The sequence below is a fragment of the Roseovarius amoyensis genome, assembly GCF_003260265.1.
Taxonomy (GTDB): Bacteria; Pseudomonadota; Alphaproteobacteria; order Rhodobacterales; family Rhodobacteraceae; genus Roseovarius; species Roseovarius amoyensis.
The window spans coordinates 21,087-47,191 of sequence record NZ_QITQ01000021.1; the positions used below are offsets into that span (position 1 = coordinate 21,087).

26 protein-coding genes and 1 pseudogene are annotated in these 26,105 nt (G+C 65.6%); 6 read left to right on the plus strand and 21 right to left on the minus strand.

The window, feature by feature from the left end; all coding sequences use genetic code 11:
- Positions 1-77 precede the first annotated feature (77 nt).
- From modC to DL899_RS15220, 5 genes are all read right to left on the minus strand, one after another.
- Positions 78-1,163: a molybdenum ABC transporter ATP-binding protein gene (modC, locus tag DL899_RS15200; RefSeq protein WP_111735217.1), complete on the minus strand. Its 1,086-nt coding sequence runs from the start codon at positions 1,161-1,163 to the stop codon at positions 78-80.
- Positions 1,160-1,852 carry a molybdate ABC transporter permease subunit gene (gene modB / locus DL899_RS15205; protein WP_111735218.1) on the minus strand — a complete coding sequence of 231 codons (693 nt, stop codon included), beginning with the start codon at positions 1,850-1,852 and terminating at the stop codon, positions 1,160-1,162. Before modB ends, modC begins: the two co-directional genes overlap by 4 nt.
- Positions 1,853-1,866: 14 nt before the next feature.
- Positions 1,867-2,640 carry a molybdate ABC transporter substrate-binding protein gene (gene modA, locus DL899_RS15210; protein ID WP_204355321.1) on the minus strand — a complete coding sequence of 258 codons (774 nt, stop codon included), beginning with the start codon at positions 2,638-2,640 and terminating at the stop codon, positions 1,867-1,869.
- A 38-nt stretch (positions 2,641-2,678) separates the two neighbouring features.
- A complete protein-coding gene (locus tag DL899_RS15215) occupies positions 2,679-4,313 on the minus strand; it encodes an MFS transporter (protein ID WP_111735219.1) in 1,635 nt (544 codons plus the stop codon).
- 92 nt (positions 4,314-4,405) lie between these two features.
- The gene (locus DL899_RS15220; protein WP_111735220.1) at positions 4,406-5,599 is read right to left on the minus strand and encodes a class I SAM-dependent methyltransferase; all 1,194 of its coding nucleotides are present in this window, start codon (positions 5,597-5,599) and stop codon (positions 4,406-4,408) included.
- 112 nt (positions 5,600-5,711) lie between these two features.
- Between DL899_RS15220 and DL899_RS15225 the strand changes: the two genes are divergently transcribed.
- From DL899_RS15225 to arsC, 3 genes are read left to right on the plus strand one after another with little or no spacing between them, the layout of a single operon-like run.
- Positions 5,712-6,071 (plus strand): DUF952 domain-containing protein, encoded by a 360-nt coding sequence (locus DL899_RS15225; protein ID WP_111735241.1) that lies wholly within the window; start codon positions 5,712-5,714, stop codon positions 6,069-6,071.
- Entirely contained in the window at positions 6,068-7,126 is a 1,059-nt protein-coding gene (locus DL899_RS15230; RefSeq protein WP_111735221.1) for a quinone-dependent dihydroorotate dehydrogenase, read from the plus strand. Before DL899_RS15225 ends, DL899_RS15230 begins: the two co-directional genes overlap by 4 nt.
- Positions 7,123-7,464 carry an arsenate reductase (glutaredoxin) gene (arsC, locus tag DL899_RS15235; RefSeq protein WP_111735222.1) on the plus strand — a complete coding sequence of 114 codons (342 nt, stop codon included), beginning with the start codon at positions 7,123-7,125 and terminating at the stop codon, positions 7,462-7,464. Before DL899_RS15230 ends, arsC begins: the two co-directional genes overlap by 4 nt.
- A gap of 79 nt (positions 7,465-7,543) precedes the next feature.
- Here arsC and holA read toward each other — a convergent pair whose 3' ends face one another.
- Genes holA through DL899_RS15250 form a run of 3 tightly spaced genes read right to left on the minus strand, consistent with a single transcriptional unit; the run spans position 7,544 to position 11,758 of the window.
- The gene (gene holA / locus DL899_RS15240) at positions 7,544-8,569 is read right to left on the minus strand and encodes a DNA polymerase III subunit delta (RefSeq protein WP_111735223.1); all 1,026 of its coding nucleotides are present in this window, start codon (positions 8,567-8,569) and stop codon (positions 7,544-7,546) included.
- The gene (gene lptE, locus DL899_RS15245) at positions 8,566-9,054 is read right to left on the minus strand and encodes an LPS assembly lipoprotein LptE (protein ID WP_111735224.1); all 489 of its coding nucleotides are present in this window, start codon (positions 9,052-9,054) and stop codon (positions 8,566-8,568) included. Before lptE ends, holA begins: the two co-directional genes overlap by 4 nt.
- Positions 9,041-11,758 carry a leucine--tRNA ligase gene (locus DL899_RS15250; protein ID WP_111735225.1) on the minus strand — a complete coding sequence of 906 codons (2,718 nt, stop codon included), beginning with the start codon at positions 11,756-11,758 and terminating at the stop codon, positions 9,041-9,043. The genes lptE and DL899_RS15250 overlap by 14 nt, the downstream gene beginning before the upstream one ends.
- A 147-nt stretch (positions 11,759-11,905) precedes the next feature.
- Between DL899_RS15250 and DL899_RS15255 the strand changes: the two genes are divergently transcribed.
- Positions 11,906-13,147, plus strand: coding sequence for a glycosyltransferase family 4 protein (locus tag DL899_RS15255; protein ID WP_111735242.1), 1,242 nt, complete (start codon positions 11,906-11,908; stop codon positions 13,145-13,147).
- Positions 13,148-13,162: 15 nt separating this feature from the next.
- Here the strand turns inward: DL899_RS15255 and DL899_RS15260 are convergent, their stop codons facing one another.
- Complete coding sequence (locus DL899_RS15260) at positions 13,163-13,648, minus strand: DUF3576 domain-containing protein (RefSeq protein ID WP_420820990.1); 486 nt, start codon at positions 13,646-13,648, stop codon at positions 13,163-13,165.
- 191 nt (positions 13,649-13,839) lie between these two features.
- On the opposite strand from DL899_RS15260, the gene DL899_RS15265 reads away from it, so the two are divergent.
- The gene (locus DL899_RS15265; protein WP_111735227.1) at positions 13,840-14,490 is read left to right on the plus strand and encodes a YggS family pyridoxal phosphate-dependent enzyme; all 651 of its coding nucleotides are present in this window, start codon (positions 13,840-13,842) and stop codon (positions 14,488-14,490) included.
- 89 nt (positions 14,491-14,579) lie between these two features.
- A complete protein-coding gene (locus tag DL899_RS15270) occupies positions 14,580-14,969 on the plus strand; it encodes a YbhB/YbcL family Raf kinase inhibitor-like protein (protein ID WP_204355322.1) in 390 nt (129 codons plus the stop codon).
- A gap of 8 nt (positions 14,970-14,977) precedes the next feature.
- On the opposite strand, the gene DL899_RS15275 is transcribed toward DL899_RS15270, so the two are convergent.
- The 12 genes and pseudogenes from DL899_RS15275 to DL899_RS20250 all read right to left on the minus strand — a co-directional run.
- Entirely contained in the window at positions 14,978-15,487 is a 510-nt protein-coding gene (locus DL899_RS15275) for a L,D-transpeptidase family protein (protein ID WP_204355323.1), read from the minus strand.
- A gap of 17 nt (positions 15,488-15,504) precedes the next feature.
- Positions 15,505-16,230: a methyltransferase domain-containing protein gene (locus DL899_RS15280; RefSeq protein WP_111735228.1), complete on the minus strand. Its 726-nt coding sequence runs from the start codon at positions 16,228-16,230 to the stop codon at positions 15,505-15,507.
- A gap of 56 nt (positions 16,231-16,286) precedes the next feature.
- Entirely contained in the window at positions 16,287-18,212 is a 1,926-nt protein-coding gene (gene ftsH, locus DL899_RS15285) for an ATP-dependent zinc metalloprotease FtsH (protein WP_111735229.1), read from the minus strand.
- A gap of 82 nt (positions 18,213-18,294) precedes the next feature.
- Entirely contained in the window at positions 18,295-19,551 is a 1,257-nt protein-coding gene (gene tilS / locus DL899_RS15290; protein ID WP_111735230.1) for a tRNA lysidine(34) synthetase TilS, read from the minus strand.
- Positions 19,548-20,426: a tol-pal system protein YbgF gene (ybgF, locus tag DL899_RS15295; RefSeq protein ID WP_111735245.1), complete on the minus strand. Its 879-nt coding sequence runs from the start codon at positions 20,424-20,426 to the stop codon at positions 19,548-19,550. Before ybgF ends, tilS begins: the two co-directional genes overlap by 4 nt.
- A gap of 9 nt (positions 20,427-20,435) precedes the next feature.
- Positions 20,436-20,930 (minus strand): peptidoglycan-associated lipoprotein Pal, encoded by a 495-nt coding sequence (pal, locus tag DL899_RS15300; RefSeq protein ID WP_111735231.1) that lies wholly within the window; start codon positions 20,928-20,930, stop codon positions 20,436-20,438.
- 111 nt (positions 20,931-21,041) lie between these two features.
- Positions 21,042-22,367, minus strand: a complete 1,326-nt coding sequence (gene tolB / locus DL899_RS15305; RefSeq protein WP_111735232.1) for a Tol-Pal system beta propeller repeat protein TolB — start codon at positions 22,365-22,367, stop codon at positions 21,042-21,044.
- Positions 22,364-23,482 (minus strand): energy transducer TonB, encoded by a 1,119-nt coding sequence (locus tag DL899_RS15310; RefSeq protein WP_111735233.1) that lies wholly within the window; start codon positions 23,480-23,482, stop codon positions 22,364-22,366. Before DL899_RS15310 ends, tolB begins: the two co-directional genes overlap by 4 nt.
- A gap of 10 nt (positions 23,483-23,492) precedes the next feature.
- Entirely contained in the window at positions 23,493-23,963 is a 471-nt protein-coding gene (gene tolR / locus DL899_RS15315) for a protein TolR (protein ID WP_111735234.1), read from the minus strand.
- A gap of 3 nt (positions 23,964-23,966) precedes the next feature.
- Positions 23,967-24,662: a protein TolQ gene (gene tolQ, locus DL899_RS15320; protein ID WP_111735235.1), complete on the minus strand. Its 696-nt coding sequence runs from the start codon at positions 24,660-24,662 to the stop codon at positions 23,967-23,969.
- Positions 24,663-24,853: 191 nt separating this feature from the next.
- On the minus strand, positions 24,854-25,720 hold the full coding sequence (locus tag DL899_RS15325; protein WP_162685604.1) for a response regulator transcription factor: 867 nt from the start codon (positions 25,718-25,720) through the stop codon (positions 24,854-24,856).
- 309 nt (positions 25,721-26,029) lie between these two features.
- Positions 26,030-26,105 (minus strand): annotated as a pseudogene (locus tag DL899_RS20250) (IS6 family transposase); the annotation flags it as partial.

Below are 26,105 nucleotides of genomic sequence, written 5' to 3' on the forward strand. Positions count from 1 at the left end.
AGTGTCGGTCAAAGGTCGGGCGCACGTCAAGAAATCAGTTTGCCGCCCCCCGTGGTGGTCTTGCCCGCCCGGCGCGTTCAGACCCCGCCCACATCCAGCGGCGCGATGGCCACGGTCTTGATCACCGCGTGGCAGCGCGCGCCGGGCACCAACGCCAGCGCCTCGGCCGACCGCCTGGTGACCCGCGCCAGCAGCGTGCCGGCGGCGGTGTCGAGCGAGATCAGCATCCCCGGCCCGGCGCCCTCACGCATGGCCGCCACCCGACCCGGCAGGATGTTGAGCGCCGACAGCCCCTGCGGCGCCTCGCGCGACAGAATCACTTCATGGGCGGCGATGCGCAGGCGCACTTCGTGTCCCGCCTCGCGGTCGATATGCGGCAGGAACATCGGCACACCACCGGCGTCGAGCTCCGTCAGCCCGTCAGCATGGTGGCGCACCACCCGCGCCACCAGCAGGGCACCGGCGGCGCGCACGCCGGTGGGCATCACCGCGGGGTCGGACAGCACCTCGTCCGCCGCGCCCTGGCGGACGACACGCCCGCCTTCCAGCACGACGACGGTGGTCGCCAGTCGCGCCACCTCTGCCGCAGAGTGGGTAACATACAGGATCGGCACCTCAAAGGCATCGCGCAGCCGCTCGAAGAACGGCAGGATTTCAGCCTTGCGGGCCTCGTCGAGCGCCGCCAGCGGCTCATCCGCCAGCAACAGACGCGGCCCCGCCAACAGCGCCCGGCCGATGGCCACACGCTGTTTCTCGCCCCCGGACAGCGCGCCGGGTCGGCGCGGCAGCAGTTGGCCGATGCCCATCACCTCGACCACCTTTTCCAGGCTCTCGCGGCGTTCGCGCGTCGGGGCGAACCAGCGCCCATAGACAAGGTTCTGCCGCACCGTCAGGTGGGGGAAAAGCCGCCCTTCCTGAAAGATATAGCCCAGCCGCCGGCGGTGCGGCGGCAGCCAGCGCCGCGCCTCGGTGTCAAAAAGTTCCCAGCCGTTCACGCTGACCCGCCCTCGGTCGGGCCGCAACAGCCCGGCAACAGCGTTGACGACGGATGTCTTTCCCGACCCCGAGCTGCCAAACAGCACCGTCACGCCCGGCGGGGCCTCGAACGCGACGTCAAGCCGCAGTGCACCGACAGCGTGACCGATTTCGACCGACAGGGTCATGCGCCGCCCACCCTTGCCGCAGCGCGCCGCGCCACCGCCTCGGACGCCAGCAGCGCACCCATGGCGATCACCACCGACACGACCACCAGCCGCAACGCCGGCCCCTCGCCCCCCGGCACCTGCAAAAAGGCGTATACCGCCGATGGCAGGGTCTGGGTTTCGCCAGGAATGTTGGAGACAAAGGTGATGGTGGCGCCGAATTCGCCCATCGCCTTGGCAAAGGCCAGGATCGCCCCGGCCAGAATTCCGGGCAGGATGAGCGGCAGTGTGACGGTCACAAACACCCAGGGGCGCGAGGCACCCAGCGTGGCGGCGGCCTCTTCCAGTTTGGGGTCGACTGCCTCGATCGACAGGCGCATCGCGCGCACCATCAGCGGAAAGGCCATAACCCCCGCCGCCAGCGCCGCACCCGTCCAGCGAAAGGCAAAGACGATGCCGATGTTTTCCAGCGCCCCGCCCAGCGCCCCGCTGGTGCCAAAGGTCAGCAGCAGCAGGTAGCCCGTGACCACCGGCGGCAGGATCAGCGGCAGGTGTACCAGCCCGTTGACCAGTTGCTTGCCCGGAAACTGCCACCGCGCCAGCGCGTGAGCGGTGAACAGACCCAGCGGCAGCGCCACCAGCGTGGCCCACAGCGAGACGCGCAGCGACAGCGCCACCGCCTGCCATTCCTCTGCGCCCAGCCAGCCCATCGCCCCGCCCTGCCCTATTGCGGCAGCACGGCAAAGCCGTGGCGCTGGAAAATCGTCGCCGCCTCGGCCCCGTGCAGATAGCTGAGAAAGGCGCGCGCGTCCGGGCCGGCCCGCCCCCGGATCGCCGCCGCCGGATAGATGATCGGCGGGTGGCTGTCGGTCGGGAACATGCCCAGCACCGCAACGCCATCCTCTGCCGCCGCATCGGTGGCATAGACCACGCCCATCGCCGCCTCGCCCAACGCCACCAGCATCAGCGCGGCGCGCACGTTGTCGGCCTGCGCCACCTTGTCCGCCACCGCCTGCCATTCGCCCAGGCTTTGCAACGCCGCCTTGCCATAAATGCCGGCGGGCACCGCATCAACCAGCGCCATCGCCAACCACCCGTCACCCAGACGGTCGGCCAGGTCCATCCCCGGCGTGATCGTCAGTGACGCCGCGTCCGCCGGGCCGATCAGCACCAGGCGGTTGCCCAGGATGTTGGCGCGCGTTCCGGTCTCGATCCGGCCTTCGCCCTCCAGCCAGTCCATCCACCGCGGATTGGCCGAGATGAACACATCCGCCGGCGCCCCCTGCGCGATCTGTCGGGCCAGCACGGAACTGCCGGCATAGGACAGCGTCACCTTTTCCCCGCCTTGCGCGGCATAGGCGGGGACGGCCTCATCCAGCGCGGTCTTGAGGCTGGCGGCGGCGAACACGGTCAGGCGTGCCGCCGACGCCGGCAGTGCCAGCGTCAGCATCAGCATCAGCACCAGCCATGCCGCATGTCGTAAGATACCACCCATCATGCCTCGCAGTATTGGCAGTGCGCCCGCGCCCGCAAGCCTTAATCAGTGCTGCGCAGCCTCGTGCGCTGGACCAAAACCACCGCCAACAGCGGCAGCCCGACGGAAATGCCCGCAACGATCAGGAGCAGCCAGCCAAGCTGGGAATAGTCCTGCGCGACGATGACCTCTCCGGTCACGGGGTCCGTCACCTCGCGCGTGACGGTGTAGATCTGGTTGAGGTACTTGGTCCCCAGGCTGGATGCCGACAGTGCCAGGTTGGTGAATGACGCCATCACGGCAAAGAACGTGGCCTTCAGTTCGACAGGCGCATTGCGCGCGATCCAGGCCAGCATCGGGATCATCGCCACCTGTCCCAGTGGCGATTCGATGGCGGTGTCGAGCACGGCGATGAACCGGGCATCGACAATGCCGCCCGTCAGCGGCGCGGTGATGTTCTGGATACCGTAGTAAAGCCCGATATTGGGCAGGCTCAGCAGCCCGGCGGCGATGGTCAGCAGAACCACGATATAGACGATCGAGCGATGCGCCATCAGCGGGCGCAGCACCACCATCCCCACCAGCGTCAGCCCCGAGGTGATGAGCGAAAGCACCGACAGGAACTGCTGGTCGAACCCTAGCACATCGATCTCGAACCATGTCTGCCCGTTGCCGGGCAGGGGCGTGGCGCGAAAGGCGAAGATGATGATCGAGGTGCCGATCAGCGTGCGGGCCTGCGACGGCTCCAGCACGGCGACAAGCTGGCGCATCAGCAGGATCACGATGGCCATCGAGCCAGCAAAGACGATCTCCTGCCCATAGGGCACATCCCCCAGACCGATGGCCAGCGTCAGCGCCGCGAAGCCCGCGCCGCCGATGAAATACCACGGGTTGGCCTCGGCCGCCTCGGTCGGGCGGTCAAGCAGGGCGTCGGCCTTTTCGGGGGACAGCCCGGCGCGGATCATCCGCCGGCGTGTCAGGTGTCTCTGCACGCCGGCCAGCACCACCCCCGACACCGACAACAGTGGAATGCCCAGCGCGGAAAGATATATCCTGGCATAGATGTCGGACTTGGCGGCATCGTCCAGCGCCTCGATCCCGCTGAACATGTAGATGTTGACCGCCGCCACCACCACCGTGCCGCTGATCAGCGCGAAACGCCCCAGCGTCTGCATGGTGACGTGCATCGCGCGCTCTTCATCCTCGGGGATGGGGTTGCCGTCGGCATCGGCCCTCGGCACCGCCTCGACAGACATGGCGTCGGCAACCGCATCCTGCAACGCCACCCCGCAGGGCGCCAGCAGGTAACTGGTGACGAACCATGCCTCCAGCGGCATCATCCCCCGCATGAGGTCGGGTTGCCGGATCACCAGGTACATGATGAACACGCTGACCGCCAACAGCGCCGCACCCAGCCAGACCAGCAGCCATTTCCAGCGCCAGATCAGATCGACCAAATGCCCCAGCGGCATCTTTAGCGCCCAGGGCAGCCCCGCCCAAAAGGCCAGCCCGGCCAGGTAGGCGGCAGAGAGGCCGAGATAATCCTTGACGAAGAACGTGCCGACAATCGCCGTCAGCCCGGTAAAGCCATAGGCGAAATAGACCATGAGCGGCGGCAGGAACGACCAACGCAACTGTCGCCCCAGGTCCCAGACGACCGCGTCGATCCAGCCTCTTATCGCACCACCTGCGGCCATCGCCCCTCCGGTCTCCCAGCGATGGCGCCGACCCTAGCCGCGCCGCCACGCCCCGTCCATCCACCCGCCTTGCACATGCCTGTGAGCCGCCCTCAGCGCAATACCGACGAATAAAGCAGCATCCCCCAGGGGGCCAGCCGCGCCTCGACCGTGCCCCAGGCGGCGCCAAAGGCGATCGGGTCGGCGCCGGCGCGCGCGGCGATCTCGTCCAGCGTGCGCCGCCCGTCGGTGGCGGCAATCAGCGGCGCTGCCTCGCGCGGCAGGCGCAGCGCCTCGGTGATCCCGTTCGAGCCCAGGTTCACCGCCTGCCCCCGCGCCACCGCCTGCGCCAGCGGCCCGGGCTGCACGCCCTTGAGATGGGGCACCAACCCGCGGTTTCGCCCGCTGGCCGGGCCGGTCACCGTTTCTTTCGGCACCGCGTAACCAGTATGGGTGCGGATCGTGCCCAGCAGGCGTTCGGCCAGCGCCATCCTTTCAACCTCGCCCAGCCCCTCGGGCACCTCGGCGAAACGCGCCGGATCGTAAAGCGCCGGCACGGTAAAGCCGCTCAGGCTCCACCCCGTGCGCTCTAATGTGTCGTTCAGGGCAGCCACGTCATAGGCGCGGTCCTGGCTGTGCAAGAGCAGATCATAAAACCCAGCATCGCCGTTCTTGTGATCGTTGAGGTTGGGATTGCTCTTGAACGGATGCCCCTCGGGCAGCCGGTCGAACACCTGCCGCGCCGCGCGCAGGCGGTCCCTGGGCGGCAGGTGGCCGAAAAGCGTGCCAAACGCCTCTTGCAACGGATAGACGCCGGACCGGCCATAGGGCGCATAGACCATGAACCCCATGCCGCCATCATGGGCCAGCGCGCCGCGCAGCGCGGCAAAGCCTGCCTCGGGCTCGGGCAGGTGGTGCAGCACGCCGCAGCAGTCGATATAGTCGAATTCGCCATGATCGGCGGCATCCAGCAAGCTGCCGGTGACAAAGCGGATGTCTGTTAGCCCGCGCACCCTGGCCCGTTCCTCGGCCACCGCGCGCGATGCCTCCGACAGGTCGATATAGACCGCCTCATAAGGTTTCTTCCAACGCGACAGCAGCGCCGTCAACTGGATCAGCCCGTCGCCGGTACCGCCCCCTGCCACCAGGATGCGCAAGGGTTTCGACCAGTCACGCCGGCCGCCGAAGACAAAATGGTCGATCTCCTGCGGCAACGAGGGCGAACCCGTCACCAGCCTCTTGCGCTCATCCTCGGGGTCGCGCTCGGGATAGGGAAAGGCCTCGTACTGGTCGCGCACTGTGTCCATCGTCGTCTCCGAATGGGTGTGTTGCGGCGCAACATAGGCTGTGGTCGATGCAGGATGCAAAGACAACCGCAATGCGCTTGACCGGCACCGGGCGGCGGGGCATCAGGGGGTCATGCTGATCCTCAAGATACTGCGCGCCGACGAATGGGCGGCACTGCGCCGCGACGGCGCCACCAATGGCGCGCCAGTCGATGTGGCTGACGGGTTCGTGCATTTCTCGACGCCCCAACAGGCACCCGAAACAGCGGCCAGGCATTTCGCGGGCGAAGAGGATCTGACCCTGCTTTGCGTCGAGGCCGAGACGCTGGGCGACGCCCTGAGGTGGGAGCCATCACGCGGCGGCGCGCTGTTTCCGCATCTCTACCGCGAATTGCGGCTTTCGGACATTGTGCGCACCGACCCGCTGCCGCTGGTCAACGGGCGGCACGTCTTTCCCGAGGATATCGTCGGCCCCGGAAAGGCCCCCGCATGAGCGCGCTTGAAACGATCGGCCTGCGACTGCTGCACCACTGCGACCCGGAAACCGCGCACAAGCTGGGGATGTTGGCCATCCGCACCGGCATGGCACCGCGACCGGGGTCCTATTCAACACCACGCCTGCGCACGCGGCTTGCCGGGCTCGACCTGCCCAACCCGGTCGGGCTGGCGGCGGGATTCGACAAGAACGCGGTGGCGCTGGGGCCACTATCGCGCGCCGGCTTCGGCTTTGTCGAGGTGGGCGCCGTCACGCCGCGCCCCCAGCCCGGCAACCCGCGCCCACGGCTTTTCCGGCTGCCCGAGGACCGGGCGGTGATCAATCGCTTCGGCTTCAACAATGACGGGATGGAGGCCGTGACCGCGCGCCTTGCCCGCCGGCCGGATGATGCGGTGATCGGCATCAATCTGGGCGCCAACAAGGACAGCGACGACCGCGCCGGCGATTTTGCCCGCGTGCTGGCCCATTGTGGCGCGCATGTCGATTTCGCCACTGTCAACGTCTCCAGCCCCAACACCGAACGCCTGCGAGAGCTGCAGGGGGCCGAGGCGCTGGCGGGACTGCTGAAAGGCGTGATCGCGGTGCGCAACGCGCTGGCGCGGCCAGTGCCGGTCTTTCTGAAAATCGCCCCCGACCTGACCGGTGACGAGATCGAGCAGATCGCGCAGGTGGCGATGCAGTCGGGTGCGGACGCCATCATTGCCACCAACACCACGCTGTCACGCGACGGGCTGCAGAACCCCGCACGACAAGAGGCCGGCGGCCTGTCGGGCAAACCGCTGTTCGAGTCGTCGACGCGGGTTCTGGCGCGGCTGGCGCGGGCCACCGGCGGACAGATACCGCTGATCGGTGTCGGCGGCATCGCCTCGGCCGAGGACGCCTATGCCAAGATCCGCGCCGGCGCCAGCGCGGTGCAGGTCTATTCGGCCATAATCTATGAGGGGTTTTCCCTGATCGGGAAAATCACGCGGGGCCTTGACGCCCTGCTGGAACGCGACGGATTTACCTCGGTGGCCGAGGCGGTGGGAACAAGTACGGAGGACTGGCTGTGACGGTGATCTGGCACAACCCGAGATGTTCGAAATCGCGCCAGACACTGGCGCTGGTGCAGGAGCGCGGCGAGGAGGTAACGATCCGCCGCTACCTGGACGAGCCGCCAAGTGCGGAAGAGCTGCGCGAGGCACAGGCGCTGCTGGACCTGCCCGCAATCGAGATGATGCGCACGGGCGAGGCCCTGTTTTCCGAGCTGGGGCTGAGCAAGACAGACCCGGATGACAAGCTGATCGAGGCGATGGCCACACATCCCCGGCTGATCGAACGCCCGGTGGTTTTCGCCTCTGGCCGCGCAGTGATCGCCCGCCCGCCGGAACGCGCGCTCGACCTTTTGTGACGGCTGCGACGCCGTCCAACGGTGGTGTGCTCGACCAATCCCCGCCCGGCGCGTGTATCAATCAGGCCGACCGGGCCGCTTATGCCCCTCGCATCATCGCCAGCCGGATCAGCGCGCGTTCAACCAGCGCCATCGCCGGGGCGGTGCGCCCGGCGGATCGCAGCGCAAGGTCGGTGTCGGTCAGCAGGGTCACGGCGGCCTCCAGCCGGGCCGCGCCCCAGGCCTGGGCCTGGCGCTGCATGCTGTCGCGCCGCGGGCCGAACACCGGCGGGCGCAGCCGGGCGATGCCTTGTGAGGGTCCGCGCGGGTCAGACGCGACGGTGTAAAGCGCGCGGAAATGGCGGGTGGCGGCAATGCACAGGCCAACCGGCTGAACGCCTTGCGCGCGCAGGCGGCTCATCACCGGGCCGATTTCGGACGCGCGGGCCTCGGCCACGATCCGGAGGATGTCATCAAGGTCAGCCTCGACCGAAACCGGCGCGCAGGCAGCAATATCCGCAGGCGTCAGCTGCGTGGAATCGCCCATCTTGTAAAGGCCGATCTTTTCCACCGTCTGGCGGAAATCGCCGGGATCAAGCGCTCGCGCCAGCGCCATCAGGTCGCGCATCGCATCGCCGTCGGCGTTCTGCAGGCCGGCCTGGCGCAGGGCTGTCTCGATCTCGGCCTTGGAGGGCGGATCGTCATAGATCGCGGCGGCATAGGCGTTCTTGTGCCCCTCGAACAGCTTGCGCAGCTTCGATGCGGGTTTCAGCGCACCGGCGGTCACCACGATCTGCGCGTCCCCCTCGCGCCAGTCGGCCAGCGCCGCCGTCACGGCCTCGGCCACGCGGTCATTGGCATCCTCGACAAAGGCCACCCGGGGCCCGGGAAAGAAGCCTTGCGCGCGCATAGCGTCCGCCAGCGTGGCAGGGTCCTTGGCCAGGTCGGCGGCGGCGATCCGGGTAAGGCGCATTTCCTTTTCGCCGTCGGGGCCGACCAGTGCCGCGATCACCTGCTGGCGGCGCAGCGCCACGCGCATCGCATCGGCGCCATAGATCAACAGCCCCGCGCGCGCTGGATCGGGCCGGGCAAAATAGGCCGGCGCATCGCGCGGCGTCAGCTTCATGTCGGCAGTTTTTCGGCGTCCGCGATCAGCCGGGTGATGATCTGGTCGGTCAGGATCGCCATCAGCCGCGTCTCGGCATCGCGTTCGGCCGCCTGGCTGGCCACGGTCGTGCCCGAGGCCGAATAGCTGGTAAAGCTTTCCGCCTTGCCCGAGGTCAGCACCTTGTCGGTTTCCAGGTCGCGCAGCGCCCAGGTGACCGTACCGATCTTGTTGTAGCGGGTGATCACGTTGGTGGATGACACCGCGATCGCAGAGTCCGTCAGCCCGATGGAATAGGACAGCCCGTATTCCGCCGGGTTGGCACGGCCAAGACGTTCCTCGAACCGGCGGGTCAGCAGATAGCCAGGGCGGCTGTCGGGTTCATCGACCAGCACGCGCCCCTGCAGCCTTGTCGCCGCGCCGCCGGGGGCAAAGGCGGGCGTAAAGCCGCAGCCAGCCAGCGCCGCGGCGGAAATCAGGAAAAGACGGCGGTTATACCACGACATTTACGATCCGACCCGGGACGACGATGACCTTTTTGGGCTGGGCCCCGTCCAGCGACCTTTTCACAGCATCGTTCGCCAGCGCGGTTTTTTCAACCTCTGCCTTGTCCATGTCGCGCGGAACGCTGATTTCGCCGCGCCGCTTGCCGTTCACCTGCACCGGCAGGGTGATCGTGTCCTCGACCAGCATCGCCTCGTCGGCAACGGGCCAAGGCGCGGTGGCAACCAGCCCCTCGTGCCCCAGCCGCAACCAGAGTTCCTCGGACAAGTGCGGCGTCATCGGCGCCATCAGTTGCACCAGCGCGGTGGCCGCCTGCCGTTTCGCCGCCGCGCCTGCCTGCGATTTGGCCAGCGTGTTGGTAAAGGCATAGAGCTTGGCAATCGCCGAGTTGAAGCCAAAGCTTTCGACCCCGCCAGAGACCTCATGCACGGTCTTGTGCATCTCACGCAACAGTGCCTCGTCGGCCTCGGGCGTGCCCGCGTCAGAGCTGTCGGCGATCTCGCACACCAGCCGGTGAACCCTTGTCAGATGCTTGAAGGCGGCTTCGGCCCCGGCAGCGGTCCATTCCACGTCGCGTTCAGGCGGGCTGTCGGACAGCACGAACCAGCGCGCCGTGTCGGCCCCGTATTGCGCGATGATGGTGGTGGGATCGACGACGTTGTTTTTCGACTTCGACATCTTGGCCGAGGGAATGACGTCGACCTCTTCGCCCGTGGCGCCCAGCCGGGCACCGCTTTCATGCACCTCGATATCTTCGGGAAAGTGATAGACCGGGCGGTCATTTTCGTCGCGGGTGACATAGATGGCGTGCGTCACCATGCCCTGGGTGAACAGCGCATCAAACGGCTCTCGGCACTTTTCGGGCAGGTGGCCGCAGATATGCATCGCCCGGGCGAAAAAGCGCGAATAGAGCAGGTGCAGGATCGCGTGTTCGATGCCGCCGATATACTGGTCGACGTTCATCCAGTATTCGGCCTCGGCCAGAACGGTGGGCGTATCAGAACGCGGCGCGGTGAAGCGCGCGAAATACCACGACGAATCGACAAAGGTATCCATCGTGTCGGTCTCGCGCTGCGCCGGCTTACCGCATTTGGGGCATTCGCAGTTGCGCCAGGTCGGGTGCCGGTCCAGCGGGTTGCCGGGCAGGTCAAAGCTGACGTCATCTGGCAACCGGATGGGCAGGTTTTCCTTGCGTTCGGGCACCACGCCGCAGGCATCGCAATGCACCACCGGGATCGGGCAGCCCCAGTAACGCTGACGCGAAAGCCCCCAGTCGCGCAGGCGGTAATTCGTAACCCGTTGCCCGACACCTAGCTCTTCAATATTATCCGAGATTAAATTGAAAGCCTCCTCGGCGGACATGCTCCTGAACAGGCCAGACCCATCCACGACATAGTCAAACCTCCGATCAAGAAGCCACTTGGTAGCAGCCGGACTGCTGCTATTGGCAGTTTCATCAGAGAACCTGATTTTTTCCACATAGGCACAGTAATCAACGCAAACTCGCTCAATATCCGGTCCGTCTTCTCTTTCCTCGACAGCATAAGCTGAAGACTTCCAAATATCATCTACTGCAGCGGCGATCCCATTGACCTCGTTTAGCGAGACAACTTCCGCATTCTCTGGTTTGTACACGACCTTGACTGGCAGGTCATACTTGCGGCAGAAATCCAGGTCGCGCTGGTCGTGCGCCGGGCAGCCGAAGATCGCGCCGGTGCCGTAATCCATCAGGATGAAATTGGCGATCCAGACCGGCAATTCCCAGTTGGGGTCAAGCGGGTGGCGCACCTTCAGCCCGGTGTCAAAGCCCAGCTTTTCGGCCTTTTCCAGAGCCTCTTCAGTGGTGCCGCCCTTGGCGCATTGCGCGCGAAAGGCCGCTACGTCGGGGTTCTTCTCGGCCAGTTCCTTGGCCAGCGGGTGATCGGGCGAAATGCCGACAAAGCTCGCCCCCATCAGCGTGTCGGGCCGGGTGGTGTAAACTTCGATCTCGCCGCCATCCGTGCGCTCGAAGGCAAACTGCAGGCCGCGCGACTTGCCGATCCAGTTGGCCTGCATCAGCTTGACCTTGGCCGGCCAACTGTCGAGCGTATCCAGCGAGTCGAGCAGATCTTCCGAGAAATCGCTGATCTTGAAGAACCACTGTGTCAGTTCGCGACGCTCGACCTCGGCGCCAGACCGCCAGCCCTTGCCATCGATCACCTGTTCGTTGGCCAGCACGGTCATGTCGACCGGGTCCCAGTTGACCACCGCCTCTTTGCGGTAGACCAGCCCCTTTTCAAGGAAGTCGAGGAACAGCGCCTGTTGCTGGCCGTAATATTCCGGGTCGCAGGTGGCGAATTCGCGGCTCCAGTCGATCGACAGGCCCAGCGGCTTCATCTGTCCGCGCATGTCGGCGATGTTGCTGTAAGTCCAATCCTTGGGGTGGCCGCCGCTGGCCATCGCCGCGTTTTCGGCCGGCATGCCGAACGCGTCCCACCCCATCGGGTGCAGCACATTGTGGCCAGTGGCCAGCTTGTGCCGCGCGATCACGTCGCCCATGGTGTAGTTGCGCACATGGCCCATGTGGATGCGCCCCGACGGATAGGGAAACATCTCGAGCACATAATACTTGGGCCGGTCCCCGGACCGTTCGGCGCGAAAGACTTGCGCCTCGTCCCAGGCCTTTTGCCATTTCGCTTCGATATCGGCAGCTTGGTAGCGCGACATTGGCAGGCATTTCCTTCAGGTTTTCGGTTATGTGCGGTGATAGGCGCAGCGGCGGCGCGGGTCCAGCCCGGAAAGCCCCTTTGCATGGCTTTGCAGGGCGGGCGCGGCTGCCTATAAACGGTGAAAACCGACAGGGGCGATGCGGGCATGAACATTCTTTTTATCCATCAGAACTTTCCCGGCCAGTACAAACACCTCGCCCCCCGGCTGGCCCAGATGGGCCATCGCTGCGTCGCGCTGACGCTGCGGGTAAAGAAGCCGGGCACATGGCAGGGGGTGCGTATGCTGCCCTATGCCCTGCCCAAGCGCGCCGGCCAGCAATTGCACCCCTGGCTTGTCGATCTCGACAGCAAGGTGACGCGCGGCCACGCCTGTTTTCTGGCCGCGCGCAAGCTGGCCGAGCTTGGGTTCACCCCCGATATCATCCTCGCCCATCCCGGTTGGGGCGAATCGATGTTCCTGCGCGATGTCTGGCCCGAGGCAAAGCTGGGGCTTTACTGCGAACTCTATCACCTAGCCGAATTCCCGCATATGAGCTTTGACCCCGAATTCCCCGCCGTGGACCCGGATACGCAACCGCTGCGCATCCGGATGAAGAACCTCAACAACCACATCCACTTCCCGCTTGCGGATGCCGGGATCAGCCCGACGCAGTACCAGGCCGACACCTTTCCGGCAGAGTTCCGCGACAAGATCACCGTTTCCCATGACGGCATCGACACCGCGCTGGCCCGCCCCGACCCCGACGCCCGGTTCGAACACGCAGGCGCCCCGACACTGGATCAAGGTGACGAGGTCATCACCTTCGTCAACCGCAACCTCGAACCCTATCGCGGCTATCACGTCTTCATGCGGGCGCTGCCGAGGCTCTTGCGCGAACGGCCGGCGGCGCAGGTGGTCATCCTTGGCGGTGACGAGGTCAGCTATGGCACCCCCCCGCCCAAGGGGCAGACGTGGAAACAGATCTTCATCGACGAGGTCCGCCCGCAAATCCCCGATGCCGACTGGGCGCGCGTGCATTTCCTGGGGCGCATTCCATACGATGCCTTCCTGCGCCTGACGCAGGTCAGCCGCGTACACGTCTATCTGACCTACCCCTTTGTCCTGAGCTGGAGCCTGATGGAGGCGATGAGCTGCGAGGCCGCCATCATCGCCAGCGACACAGCACCCGTGCGCGAGGTGATTCGCGACGGCGAGACCGGGCGGCTGGTGGATTTCTTCGACGGTGACGCGCTGGTTGGACGGGTCTGCGAGCTGTTGGATGATTCCGATCAGCGCCGCGCGCTCGGGTCGGCGGCGCGGCGGCACATGGTCGAAAACTACGATCTGCAGACGATCTGCCTGCCGCGTCAACTGGACTGGGTCAACCGCCTTGCTGGCGGCGGCTGAGGCCAGTGCGCGGGCCTAGTATTTGCCGGCCTGCACCCGCAACTGGCGGGCACGGGTCAGGATCGCGTTTTCGACCGCGCGCTGCGTGCCGGCGTTGACCGGTCCACGCTGGGTTTGCAGCGAAACGTTGAGAGAGCGAGCATCGAGCGCGGGATCGCTGATAAGCACCGTGGCGCGATACGCCTGCCCACCACCCGGCGGCCGGCCATAGCCGGTGGTGATCACGCCGGTGAAGGGATCGGCGCTTTGCACCGGCAGGAAGTTCAGCGTTTCCAGCGTCGCCGTCCACAGATAGCGGTTCACCTTCACCTTGGCGCCGCCATCCTTGAAGACGTCGAAAATGCTCGACCCGTCATCGACGCCGCCATAGGTCTTTTCCGGACCGGACTCGACGACCCAGGCATCTTCGCGAAGCTTGCGATCCTTGAATCCCCCGCAGGACGCGACCAATCCCAGGCAGGCCAGCGCCAGAACGGCAGTTTTCAGACGGAGTTTTATCATCATCAGGGTCCGCAGCTGTTTCCCCTCTACTATCCAAGCTCGCAGAGCGGGGCAAGGAATTTACCCGTTCTCCGGCGCCACCTTGCAAGAAGGGGCCAAAACCCCACCGCCGCAGGCCGGGGTATTGGACAGAACCCGGGGCTTGTGGCAGACAGACGCCAAGACCCAGCCACCAGAGGACTGACCAGGACATGAGCCTGCAAGACATTGTTGCACGCATTCGCAAGGCCGAGGCCGACGCCGGCCGTGAACCCGGCAGCGTCCGCCTGGTGGCGATCTCGAAACAGCAACCAAATGAGCGCGTCGAGGCGGTGTTGAAGGCCGGTCATCGCCTGTTCGGCGAAAACCGCGTGCAGGAGGCGGCCGGAAAATGGCCCGCATTCCGCGAACGGTTCGAGAATGTCGAGGTGCACCTGGTCGGCCCACTGCAAACCAACAAGGCGCGCCACGCCTTCGGGCTGTTTCAGACGGTCCATTCCGTCGACCGCCCCAAGCTGGCGAACACCATCGCCCGGCTGGCGCAGGAAGAGGGGCACTGCCCCGACCTGTTTATCCAGGTCAACACCGGAGAAGAGCCGCAGAAGGCCGGTATTCTGCCCGCCGACGCCGACAGCTTTGTCGCCGAATGCAAGGCGATGGACCTGCCTGTGCGCGGCCTGATGTGCATCCCCCCCGTCGAGGAAGAGGCGAGCCTGCATTTCGCCCTGCTGGCCAAGATCGCGGCGCGCAACGGGCTGGCCGAACTGTCGATGGGCATGAGCAGCGACTTTGAAAAGGCCATCACCTTTGGCGCCACTCATGTGCGCGTGGGCAGCGCGATCTTCGGCGAACGCACGCTCTGATTTTCGGTATTTCCTTGGTCGATTAGGCTCGGGCCGTCTAGGTTGGCGGCATTATGACCGTAATGCCATTCAGTCAGGGAGGACCCGTTATGCGCATTCTTTTCATCGCCCTCACCATGTTGGGGCTGTCGGCCACCACTGCCGCTGCCGAATTCGCACTCAGTTTCCAATGGGGTGCCACGCCGGCCTGCAACACCGGCAAGGCCAGAACAATTGCCAGCCCGAAATTTGCGGTGAGCGGCCTGCCGGCAGGCACCGATTCGGTCGAATTCCGGATGAAGGACCTGGACGCGCCGCGCTATAACCACGGCGGCGGCAAGGTCCGTATGTCGCGAAACGGCACCGTGCCCGCCGGGGCGTTCCGCTACAAGGGCCCCTGCCCGCCGGGCGAGGTGCACCGCTATCGCTGGACCGCGACCGCGCGCAAGGGGGGCAAGGTGCTGGGCCGGGCAGAGGCGACACGCCGCTTTCCCCAATAGGGCCGCGCTTAGCGAAACGCGCCAGGGCGCACGATCAGCCGCGCGCCGGGCGTCAGCACCCGCGCGATGCGGTACAGGTGATCCCGCCTGAGCGCCACGCACCCGGCTGTCGGATAGCCCGGCCTGCGCCACTGATGCACAAAGATGCACGACCCGCGCCCGGGCGTGGCGTCAGGCCAGTTCCAGTCTGTCACCAGCACCAGATCATAAAGCGGATCGGCCCGGCGCATCGCCTCGTGCGAGCCGGGATAAGGCGCCCTGACCGGCTGGTTATAGTCCCGCAAGGCCGGATCGTCCGACCAAAGGTCACGCGGCAGGATCGGCCGCGCCCATTGCGCGGGGGGCTCCATCCTGTCGGGGCGGTACAGCATCGCGATGATGCGATGACATCCCATCGGCGTTGCACCGTCACCCTCTCGCTTGTGCTCGGTCAGCCCGCCACGACCAATGGTGCAGGGGTAGACACGACCGCGAAACCGCAGCCCCAGCGGGGTCAGGACCATATCATCGGGCGTCATGCGCGGCCCGGCCGGTGTCATACCGTCAGCGTGAAAAAGAGCCGTCGGAACGGAAACAGGACCGAGCCGTCCTTGCGCACCGGATAGGCGGCGTGCATCGCCTCTTCGTAGCGGCGGATGATCTCGGCCTTTCCGCCCTCGTCCAGCACCTGCAGCACCGGGCGAGCATAGGTGCTTTCGGTGAAACGGCGCACCGGGTGGCTGCCCGGCTCGGCGACAAGGCGCTGGTAATACTCGGTATCCCACATCCGGAACTGACCCAGCGGGGTCAGCAGTTCCTCGTACTTGACTGGCGCCATCACGCCGGGCGTGCCCATCTTTTCGACCCGACCGGGGAACAGTTCCTCTGCCAGGCTCAGCCAGACGCGGTGCGATGGCGCGCGGTTCTGATGCGGCATCTGCACCGCCAGCGTACCGCCCTTGCCCAGAAGGCCGGCAAGCCGCGGCATCAGCGTTTCGTGTTCGCCGACCCAGTGCAGCGCGGCATTGGAAAAGATCAGCCCAAGCGCGCGCGATGGGTGCCAGTCGCGAATATCGGCCTGTTGCAGGCTGGCGTACCGGCCGACCTGCCGGGCCTTTTCCAGCATCGCCGGGGACGCATCGACGCCGATCACCGAACGACCGGCGGCGCGCGCCTTCAGCGCCTCGCCGAGTGCGCCATTGCCACAACCCAGATCGACGACATCGCCCGCGCCCATCCGGCTGACCGCATTCAGCAGGTCCAGCCCCGGACGCAAACGCATGTCGTGGAACCGGGCATAGGCACCCGGGTTCCAGTCTGGTTTTCGGTCCGGCGTCGTCACGTCGTGGGTTCTGGCTCCAGCCCGCCATCGCCCGTACCCGGGGACGATTTCGGTTTCGTCTTGGGCACCGCGGTCAGCGACGGCGTCTCGTCTTTCTCGGGCGAGCCTCCGTCGTCATCATCCGAATGGGGCGGCTCGCCGCGGATCACGCGCTCGATCTCCTCGCCGGTCAGGGTCTCGTATTCCAGCAGCCCCTGCGCCAGTCGTTCCCAGTCATCCTTGCGCTCGGTCAGGATGGAATGGGCGCGCTCATAGGCCTCGTCGATCAGGCGCTTTACCTCTTCCTCGATCAGTTCCTTGGTGTGGGCCGAGATCGAGAAACCGCCGGCGGCATTGCCCATATAGCCCTCGTGGGCCTGTTCGTAATCGACATTGCCCACTTTGTCGGACATGCCCCAGCGCAGCACCATCGCACGCGCCAGGCCACTGGCCTGCTGGATGTCGCCAGCGGGGCCGTTCGACACATCGTCGGGACCGTACTTGATGATCTCGGCGGCCTTGCCAGCCATCGTCATGGCCAGCTTTTGCTCGCATTCCGACTTGTGCCAGTTCAACCGGTCGATTTCCGGCAGGCTGACCACCATGCCCAGCGCGCCACCGCGCGGGATGATCGTGGCTTTGTAGACCGGGTCGCATTTCGGCAGCGTCAGCCCGACAACGGCGTGGCCGGCTTCGTGATAGGCGGTCTTTTCCTTCTGGTCGTCGGTCAGCACCATCGAGCGGCGCTCGGCGCCCATCATCACCTTGTCCTTGGCGTTTTCGAAATCCTCCATGGTGACAAACCGCCGCCCCACGCGCGCCGCCATCAGCGCCGCCTCATTGACGAGGTTGGCAAGGTCTGCACCGGAAAATCCGGGCGTGCCGCGCGCGATGATGCGCAGGTCGACATCCGGGCCCAGCGGGGTCTTGCGGGCATGCACGGCAAGGATCTTTTCCCGCCCCTTGATGTCGGGGTTGGGCACGGTGATCTGGCGGTCGAACCGGCCGGGCCGCAACAGCGCGGGGTCGAGCACATCCTTGCGGTTGGTGGCGGCGATGATGATCACGCCCTCGTTGGCCTCGAAGCCGTCCATTTCCACCAGCAACTGGTTGAGCGTCTGCTCACGCTCATCGTTGCCGCCGCCATAGCCCGCGCCACGGTGCCGGCCCACGGCGTCGATCTCGTCGATAAAGACGATGCAGGGCGCGTTCTTTTTCGCCTGTTCGAACATGTCACGTACGCGGCTGGCGCCGACGCCCACGAACATCTCGACAAAGTCGGAACCCGAAATGGTGAAGAACGGCACGCCGGCCTCGCCCGCGATGGCGCGCGCCAGCAGCGTCTTACCGGTGCCCGGGGGCCCCACCAGCAGCGCGCCTTTCGGAATTTTCCCGCCCAAGCGGGAAAATTTCTGCGGGTTGCGCAGGAATTCGACGATCTCTTCGAGCTCTTCCTTGGCCTCGTCGATGCCGGCGACATCGTCAAAGGTGACGCGGCCATGCTTTTCGGTCAGCATCTTGGCCTTGGACTTGCCAAAGCCCATCGCGCCGCCACCACGGCCGCCCTGCATCCGGTTCATGAAATAGATCCACACCCCGATCAGCAGCAGGAAGGGCAGGAGCGACATCAGGAAAGTCTGAAAACCCGACTGTTCCTGTGGCTCGGCTGTGAGCGGAACATCGTTTTCCAGCAGGAGGTTGGTTAACTCTGCGTCCTCGGGCTTGATGGTCAGGTAGTCCTGCCCGTCAGTGCCGCGAAAGCGCACCATCTCGCCATCCAGCGTGACCCGGCTGACGGTATCGCCCTCAACCGCCTTGACGAATTCGGTATAGCTGATCTGCGTGCTCTGCAGCGTGCCGCCGGAGCCGCTGAACAGATTGAATAGCGCCAGAATCAGCAGGAACAGCACCAGCCAAAAGGCAATGTTACGGGCATTTCCCAAGGATATTCTCCTTCACAGAGGGGACTTCGCCTTGCTCTATCACAAGGGTTACCCGTCTTAAATAGCGATGATCCCTGTGGGTTCAATGAACCAGCAATGCGGGAAAGTCATGGCGCGGTCGCGGCAATAGCTCGGCCCGCCAGCCGTTTTCGAACCCCGCCAGCGGCGCCGACACCAGATCAGCGCCCCGCCAGACCGCGGGCGAAGCCCGCAATGATGCCGCCGGCAGGCCGGTTTCGCGCCGGTCGGGGCAGTGTTTTAGCCCCGCCTCACCCAGCGCCGAAACCGTCGCGCCCGCCATATCCGGCCCGATCAGCCGCCAGCGGCCATCCCAGAGTTCGCCGGGATCGGCGACAAGCCCGGTAACAGCACGTTCCTCTCGGGTGATGCGCAGGGTATAGGTGCGCGCAATCAGGCGGCAGCCCTGCAATGTCAGCCCCTTGCCCGCGCCCACCTGTTCCAGCGCGCGGGTCAGTGCGGCACCGCGCGGCGGATAATCGCCACCGCCGATCCACATCAGCGCCTCGCGCAGCAGGCGGCGGGCGATTTCGGCCGGCAGCGCCATCAGCGCGGGGCGGTCGATGACAACATCGCCGGCCTCGACCCGGGCGATGCGCGTTGCCGCCTCGGCAAGTTGCACGTCCAGCGCGTCACGCACGTCGGAAAGGTTCGCCGCCACCGCCGCCAGCGTTTCCGCGTCAATGCCCAACGGCGCCAGCGCCGCCAGCGCCCGGCGCGCGCGCACCCGTTCATAGGCCGGGTCATCATTGGTGGGATCGTCCGCCCAGGAAAGACCGCGGGCGCGCAGCACCTCGCGCAGCTGCTCGCGCCCCATACCCAGCATGGGGCGGGCAAAGGTGATGCCGTCCTGTTCCCACCGCGCCGCCATCGCCGCCAGCCCATCCACGCCTGCCGAACGCGCCAGCCGCATGACAAACGTTTCGGCCAGATCGTTGATGGTGTGCCCCAGTGCCACGCACCCGATGCCCGCATCCCCCGCCCAGTCCGCGATCAGCCGATACCGGGCGCGGCGGGCATGATCCGACAGGTTGCCACACCCATCCCAGCCCTGCCATTGCAGCGTGGTGTGGGGCACGTCGCGCGCGGCGCAATAGCGGGCCACCTCTGCCGCCTCGACCGCCGCCTCGGGCCGCAAGCCGTGATCGACCGTCACCGCACACAGCGCCGGGCCGCCGGCTTCGCGCCAGTCGATCAGCAGTGTCAGCAGGGCCAGGGAATCGCTGCCACCCGAAACCGCGACCCCCAGGGGGTCGGGCGGATCGGGCAGGAACCGCGCGGCGATATCGTCGCGCAGGCGGCCGGCCTCGGCCGGCGTCATTGACAGCCGAGCGTCTGCATCTCGGCGCGGGCATCCATCGCCGGCTGTCCACCCGGAAAACGCGCATCGACCTCGGCCAGCGTGACGCAGGCCTCTTGGGTCTGGCCCAACCGGCCCAGCGCGCGGCCCAGCCGGAACAGCGCCTCGGGCGCCTTTGGCCCGTTCGGCGCGGTGCTGAACGTGTCAAGATAGGCGCGCGCCGCCGGGGCGATCTGGCCGGATGCCTCCAATGCCTCGCCGCGTTTCAGGCCCGCCTCGGCCTCCAGCGGGCTGCCCGGATAGGCAAGGCGGAACTGCGCGAAACGCTCGGCCGCCGTGGCATGATCGCCCGCCTCCAGCGCCTGCATGGCAAGGTCGAAATCGGCCTGTTCGCCCACCGCCATCTGCACGCTGCCGGTACCGTTATCGATGCCGCCCGTCACGCTGCCGCCAAGGCCAGTGCCACCCAGGCCGCCGCCCGAGACCGCAACACCGTCGCCGCCCAGCGTGGTGCCCTGCCCAAGCTTGGAGATATCGCAGCCGCTTTCCAGTTCGCACAGGCGGAATTCCAGGTCACCCAGCCGGTTGCCGCCATCCTGCGCGACCCGCTCGATGCGGAACTCAAGCTCTTCGGTCTTGGCGGTCAGGCGTTGCAGTTCGCTTTCGATGGCGTTCACCCGGTCGATGACCGTGCCGCCGACCGCCACACCCGACACGCCGCCGGTGGTGCTGAGCTCGCGCTTGAGCTGCTGCAGCTCGATATAGAGAACCGAGAGTTGCTGGCGGATATCCGCCAGCGTCTCGTCACGATCCTGGGCCAGGGCCGAACCGGCCCCGGTCAGACCCACCAGACCGGTGAACCCGGCCAGGCAAAGGGCAATCAGAACCCGGCGCATGGCCATCGCCTAGCTTAGCCCACCGGCCGAAACGACGGTGACGGCACGGCGGTTCTTGGCATAGCACGCCTCTTCGCTGCAGATTTCCAGCGGGCGTTCCTTGCCGTAGGAAACGGTGTCCAGCCGGCTGGCCGCGACGCCCTTGCTGACCAGGTATTCGCGCACCGCGTTGGCGCGGCGGGCGCCAAGGGCGAGGTTGTATTCGCGCGTGCCCTGCTCGTCGGCGTGGCCTTCGATCACGACGTTGAAGCCGGCGTTCTGCATCAGCCACTGGGCCTGACCGTCAAGGATGGCCATGGCCTCGCGCGTCAGGTTGGACTGATCGACCGTGAACAACACCCTGTCGCCCACCGTCTGCTGGAAATAAAGCGGCGATGAAGGGTCCTGTGCGGTGCCCGCGTAACCGGCTGCACCCGCGCTGGTGTCGTCAAAGCGCCCTGCGCCGCTGCAAGCCGCAAGGCTTAGCGCCGCTGCGACCAGGAATGCCTTGCTCAGATATGACATGTCATTGCCTCATGAATGGGTCTGTTGTTTCGTGTCGGGTCCGTTGCCTGTCCCTGACAGGGTTCTATCACAGCGCCGGCCAGTTGGGAACGCGGGGGTTGGCGCACTGCATCAATCCTGCAACGGTGACCAGGACGGGTCGGAGGCGCCTGTCGGCGTCTGCACAGGGCGCAGGTTGCGCCCGGTGATATCCACCGAATAGAGGCCGGAAATACCCTGTGCGCCCTGGGTTTCGCGGGTAAACATGATCACCCGGCCATTGGGCGACCATGTCGGCCCCTCGTCCAGAAACGAGGCGGTCAACAGGCGCTCTTCGCTGCCGTCGGTGCGCATCACGCCAATGTGAAAGCGCCCCTTCGACTGTTTGGTGAACGCGATCAGGTCGCCCCTGGGTGACCAGACCGGGGTGCCATAGCGCCCCTGGCCGAAACTGATGCGGGTCGCCTCGCCGCCGGTGGCGGGCATGATATACAGCTGCGGCGTGCCGGACCGGTCGCTTTCGAAAACGATATGCCGGCCATCGGGGCTAAAGCTGGGGGCAGTCTCGATCGCGGGCGAGGTGGTCAGCCGCTGGCTGCGCCCGCTGGCGATGTCCATCGCGAAAAGATCGGTGTTGCCGCCCTGCGTCAGGCTGTAGACCACCGTGCGCCCATCGGGCGCGAACCGGGGTGAAAAGCTCATCGAACCTTCGCGGGTTTCCAGCACCCGGCGCCCTGCGCTGGCAACGTCGAGAACATAGATGCGCGGATGGCCGGATTCGTAACTGGTATAAAGCACCCGGTCGCCGTTGGGCGAAAACCGCGGCGCCAGCACCAGCGACTGCGAGTCGGTCAGATAGGTGACATTGGCGCCGTCATAATCCATAATCGCCAGCCGTTTCTGGCGTGCATCCTTGGGCCCGGTTTCAGAGATAAAGACAACGCGGCTGTCAAAATAAGGGGTTTCGCCGGTCAGGCGGCTATAGACTTGGTCGGCCACCTTGTGCGCCATCCGCCGCCAGCCTTCCTGGGTGCCGACGAATTGCAGGCCCTGCCCGATCTCCTGCCCGGCAAAGATGTCGTAAAGGCGAAACTGCACAACCAGTTTGCCGACATCGTCGACGCTGACCGCCCCGGTTATCAGCGCTTGCGCATTGATTGCCTTCCAGTCGGAAAACTGGATCGGACTGGAAAAGCTGGTGACGCGGGCGATATGCGCATCCGACGGGATCTGCCGGAACAGACCGGTGCCGTTGAGGTCAGAGGCGACGACCGCCGTGATCTGACGGGCGTATTCCCGGCCCGAAACACTGTCGGCCACGAAATCGGGCACCGCATAGGGCAACGGTTCGATCACCCCTTCGGTGATCTCGATCCGGAGCGGCCCGCCATCCTGGGCCAGGATCGGCGCCGCCGGCATCAGCAGTGCCATAAGGAGAACCAGAAAATATCGCGTCATTTGATCCTCATTCTCTCCGGATTGAATGTCATTTCAATGTTTCTCCACTGTTCGTACTTCTCGAACGGCAGATCATAGCCATTCGTGCCACAGCGGATGATCGCCCGGCGCGCGGCTGCAAAGGCCCGGTCGGCAGCGTCGGCGCTGCCACCTGAATAGCTGGTCATGCGGATGCTGTCGGCCTCCGGGCGGCCGTCCTCGGACATGGAAACCGTCACCACCACGGTGGTGGCCAGCGCCTCGGAACTCAGTGAGCCGACGTTCCAGCACTGTTGCACGGCCACGCGCAGCGCGTCCTTTTCGCCGGCGGTCAGCGGCGGGCCAGCGGGGGTGCCGGTGTCGCCCGTCCCAGCCCCGGCGGCGGCCAGGGCGGCGGCGACGGCATCATCGACAGCGGCATCATCCACCTGCGGGGTGGTCTCTTGCGCCGGTTGCTGGGCGGTCACGGTGCTCTCGGGCTCCGGCCGGGGGGCCGGGCGTGTGCGCGGGCGCAGCGACCAGGCCGGCGCGGCGGCCGCGGCCTTTTCCGCCTCGGTCACGATCCGGGTTGCGGCCTCTTCGCGCGCGGTTTCCTGGCTGTCCTGCTCGACCACTTCGGGGCTGTCGTCGGGGGCGGTTTCGACCCGGTCGACATCGTCGATCTGCACGTCAGGTTCAGGCCGGGCCACCGGCTCTGGCGCGACGCGGGGTGCCGGGCGCGGCTGGGGACGTTCGGAAATCTCGGGCACCAGAACGGCGGTTTCCTCGGGCGGCGACGGCTGCACCGGGGGGGCGTCGGAGACCTCGGCCTCGGGCGGCGTGGCTTCGGGCGGCTCGGGCACGGGGTCGGGTTCGGCTGTCTCGGTCGCCGGTGGCTGGCTTTGTTCGGGGGGGGTGTCGGCCTCGGAACTCAGCGACGGCGCCGCGCCGGCCTCTGGCGGGTCGGGGGTGTCGACATTGGCCACGGCGTCGGGCGCGCGATCGGCGGCGATCAGCGCGGCATAATCTTCGGCGGATATGGCGGTAACCTGTGTCACCTCATAAGGCTGCGGGTCTGTGTCGAACGCACCACCCAGCACCGCCCAGAGGATCAGGCCCGCATGTCCGGCCGCGGATATGATCTGACCGGTATTCATCACCCACGCGTCAGCCGCCTTCGTCCAGCGTCGGCCCGCCCGCTTCGGTCACCAGCCCGATATTGGAAAACCCGCCGCGATTGAGCGCGCCCATAACCTGCATGACCTGGGCATAGGGCACCGCCCCGTCGGCACGCAGGAAGATGCGCGTGCTGTCGCGTTCGGCGGCAATGGCGCGCAGGCGCGTGACCAGTTCGTCGCGCGCGATCTCGGTCGTCTGCAGCGTAACCGTGCCCTCGGCGGTGATTGTCACGGTCAGCGGTTCCTCCTGCTCGGACGGCAGCGAATTGGCCGCCGTCTTGGGCAGTTCCACCGGCACGCCCACAGTCATCAGCGGCGCCGCCACCATGAAGATGATCAAGAGCACCAGCATCACGTCGACAAAGGGCGTGACGTTGATTTCGGCCATCGGCCGCGACCGGCCGCGCCCACGTCGGCGCCGGCCCTGGTCGCCGCTTTTCTGAAGAACGCCCGCCCCCATCGTTCAGCCGTCCAGTTGCCGGCTGAGGATGGTCGAGAACTCATCGGCGAATGCCTCGTAGCCCGCAACGATACGCTCTGCATCGCCACTCAACTTGTTGTAGAAGATCACCGCCGGGATAGCCGCCAGCAGGCCCAGCCCGGTGGCCAGCAGCGCCTCGGCAATGCCGGGTGCCACCACCGCAATGTTGGTGTTCTGCTGCTCGGCGATCCCGATAAAGGCGTGCATGATCCCCCAGACGGTGCCGAACAGCCCGATGAAGGGCGCGGTCGATCCGACCGTTGCCAGCACCGACAACCCGCTTTGCAGCGCGTCGGCCTCCTTGGCGACGGCCACGTCCATGCTGCGGTCGATCCGGGCCGCGGCACCGGCGATCATCCCGCCGTCATTGCGGTGCGACCGCCGCCATTCCATCATGCCGGCGGCAAAGACGCGCTCGAACCTGCCGGTCGGGTCCGGGCCGATCTCGTCAAAGAGTTCGTCCAGCGGCTCACCCGACCAGAACCGTTCGTCGAAACGCGCAGCCTCGGCCCGGGCCTCGCGGTAGGTTATCAGTTTCTGTACGATGATCGACCACGCCCAGAACGATGCCAACACCAGGATCAGCATCACCAGTTTCACCACGATGGTGGCGCGCGCGAAAAGGGCCCAGAGCGAATAATCCGCAACCTGCGCCAATGCGAGGGGGTCTGCTTCCATCTGCCTGCTCTTTTTTACGTTTCGTGCCCCGAAGGACGTGTTGGGGCCTTGTTCACCGGCCTCATTGCAGAGAACACTAGCGGATATCCACAGGGAAAACCATCAATTCCGCGTCATGACGGTCAACCGGCGTGCAGATGGCGGAAAACCGCCATTGTCCGTGGGGTTGTATCCTTGCCCCGCGGCGCCGGTCACACGGTGTTGGAACCGTCGTAATCGCCCAGCATCATGTAACCACGTCCGTGCACGGTGCGAATGCAGCGGAGTCCCTCGTCGCCAGAAAAGAGCTTGTTGCGCAGACGGCTGACGATGCCATCGACGGCGCGGGGGTTGAGCGACCAGTCGCGGCCATAGACGGCCTGCATGATCTGCGGGCGCGAGATCACCTTGCTGGCATTCGCCGCCAGCACCGTAAGAACATCGAATTCCAGCGGCGTCAGTTCGGCCTCGCTATTGTTTTCACGGATGACCCGGCGCGCCACCGTGTCGATTGTCAGCCCGTGGATCTTGAGCAACTTCTCATTGGCTGCATTGCGCCCACCCACCGGGTTGATCATCCGGCGCAGAACAGCATTGATTCGTGCGTTCAGCTCGCGCTTATGCGACGGAACACCAAAAAAATCGTCGGCGCCCATTTCAAGCGCCAGCACCGCATCGACCTCGTCATGTTCGTGGCCGACGACGACCAACCCGAGGCAGGCATTGTCCGCGCGCATTTCGCGGACCATGTCCAGCCCGTCGCCATCGCCCAGCCTGCGCGATATCACACATATGTCAAAGGCGGACCCGGCATGATCTGAACGAAACTTGGCAATCGATTCACAGCATTGAACGGTAATGCCGCCGGACTTGAGTGCCTTCGCAATCTCGCATCGCTCATCTTTTTCAGAGACCAGAACCAGGGCAGAGGTGCTATGCATTTGTCCTGCTATTCCTTCCGCATCCCGAGAATACCGGGAAAAATGTTTCCTGGACCCGCGCTGCGCACGGATGCTGCGATGGCCCCAAGGGATGATGAAACGCTCGTTTTCGCTCGCCGGACGAATTACTGCGCCCAAGGCGCACTGAAAACTCTTTCTCCCGGAGAGATGACTCAAAATATGGAGACGTCAAGTGATGCGGCTTCAAGTTCCCTTGAATTTATGGCTTCGCCCCCAGTGTTTTCAATTAATACGTGTATTTTATACCCCACATTCTCCTTTATTCCAATAGCATATTGCCAGACCCAGATGCACTGAACGCCCCCCCCCTGCCTGCGCGCGAGGTCGGCCAGCGCACTGCCGGGCGAACATGCTGTGCGCCGTAAGGTCTCCGGCGGCATTGCCAACTTATTTGCACCGGGCAGAATGCTGCCTGATCCGCGCCCGTCAGGCGGTCATCTCGAGTGCGTAGCCGTTCCAAAGATCAAAGGCATCGGATCGGGCGTGGCGGTACGATGTGGCG

Bases quoted from the DNA above. Each gene is read 5' to 3' on its own strand.
- modC (WP_111735217.1), bottom strand. From the start codon at position 1,163: ATGACCCTGTCGGTCGAAATCGGTCACGCTGTCGGTGCACTGCGGCTT.
- modB (WP_111735218.1), bottom strand. From the start codon at position 1,852: ATGGGCTGGCTGGGCGCAGAGGAATGGCAGGCGGTGGCGCTGTCGCTG.
- modA (WP_204355321.1), bottom strand. From the start codon at position 2,640: ATGATGGGTGGTATCTTACGACATGCGGCATGGCTGGTGCTGATGCTG.
- DL899_RS15215 (WP_111735219.1), bottom strand. From the start codon at position 4,313: ATGGCCGCAGGTGGTGCGATAAGAGGCTGGATCGACGCGGTCGTCTGG.
- DL899_RS15220 (WP_111735220.1), bottom strand. From the start codon at position 5,599: ATGGACACAGTGCGCGACCAGTACGAGGCCTTTCCCTATCCCGAGCGC.
- DL899_RS15225 (WP_111735241.1), top strand. From the start codon at position 5,712: ATGCTGATCCTCAAGATACTGCGCGCCGACGAATGGGCGGCACTGCGC.
- DL899_RS15230 (WP_111735221.1), top strand. From the start codon at position 6,068: ATGAGCGCGCTTGAAACGATCGGCCTGCGACTGCTGCACCACTGCGAC.
- holA (WP_111735223.1), bottom strand. From the start codon at position 8,569: ATGAAGCTGACGCCGCGCGATGCGCCGGCCTATTTTGCCCGGCCCGAT.
- lptE (WP_111735224.1), bottom strand. From the start codon at position 9,054: ATGTCGTGGTATAACCGCCGTCTTTTCCTGATTTCCGCCGCGGCGCTG.
- DL899_RS15250 (WP_111735225.1), bottom strand. From the start codon at position 11,758: ATGTCGCGCTACCAAGCTGCCGATATCGAAGCGAAATGGCAAAAGGCC.
- DL899_RS15255 (WP_111735242.1), top strand. From the start codon at position 11,906: ATGAACATTCTTTTTATCCATCAGAACTTTCCCGGCCAGTACAAACAC.
- DL899_RS15260 (WP_420820990.1), bottom strand. From the start codon at position 13,648: ATGATAAAACTCCGTCTGAAAACTGCCGTTCTGGCGCTGGCCTGCCTG.
- DL899_RS15265 (WP_111735227.1), top strand. From the start codon at position 13,840: ATGAGCCTGCAAGACATTGTTGCACGCATTCGCAAGGCCGAGGCCGAC.
- DL899_RS15270 (WP_204355322.1), top strand. From the start codon at position 14,580: ATGCGCATTCTTTTCATCGCCCTCACCATGTTGGGGCTGTCGGCCACC.
- DL899_RS15275 (WP_204355323.1), bottom strand. From the start codon at position 15,487: ATGACGCCCGATGATATGGTCCTGACCCCGCTGGGGCTGCGGTTTCGC.
- DL899_RS15280 (WP_111735228.1), bottom strand. From the start codon at position 16,230: ATGCGTTTGCGTCCGGGGCTGGACCTGCTGAATGCGGTCAGCCGGATG.
- tilS (WP_111735230.1), bottom strand. From the start codon at position 19,551: ATGACGCCGGCCGAGGCCGGCCGCCTGCGCGACGATATCGCCGCGCGG.
- ybgF (WP_111735245.1), bottom strand. From the start codon at position 20,426: ATGCGCCGGGTTCTGATTGCCCTTTGCCTGGCCGGGTTCACCGGTCTG.
- pal (WP_111735231.1), bottom strand. From the start codon at position 20,930: ATGTCATATCTGAGCAAGGCATTCCTGGTCGCAGCGGCGCTAAGCCTT.
- tolB (WP_111735232.1), bottom strand. From the start codon at position 22,367: ATGACGCGATATTTTCTGGTTCTCCTTATGGCACTGCTGATGCCGGCG.
- DL899_RS15310 (WP_111735233.1), bottom strand. From the start codon at position 23,482: ATGAATACCGGTCAGATCATATCCGCGGCCGGACATGCGGGCCTGATC.
- tolR (WP_111735234.1), bottom strand. From the start codon at position 23,963: ATGGGGGCGGGCGTTCTTCAGAAAAGCGGCGACCAGGGCCGGCGCCGA.
- tolQ (WP_111735235.1), bottom strand. From the start codon at position 24,662: ATGGAAGCAGACCCCCTCGCATTGGCGCAGGTTGCGGATTATTCGCTC.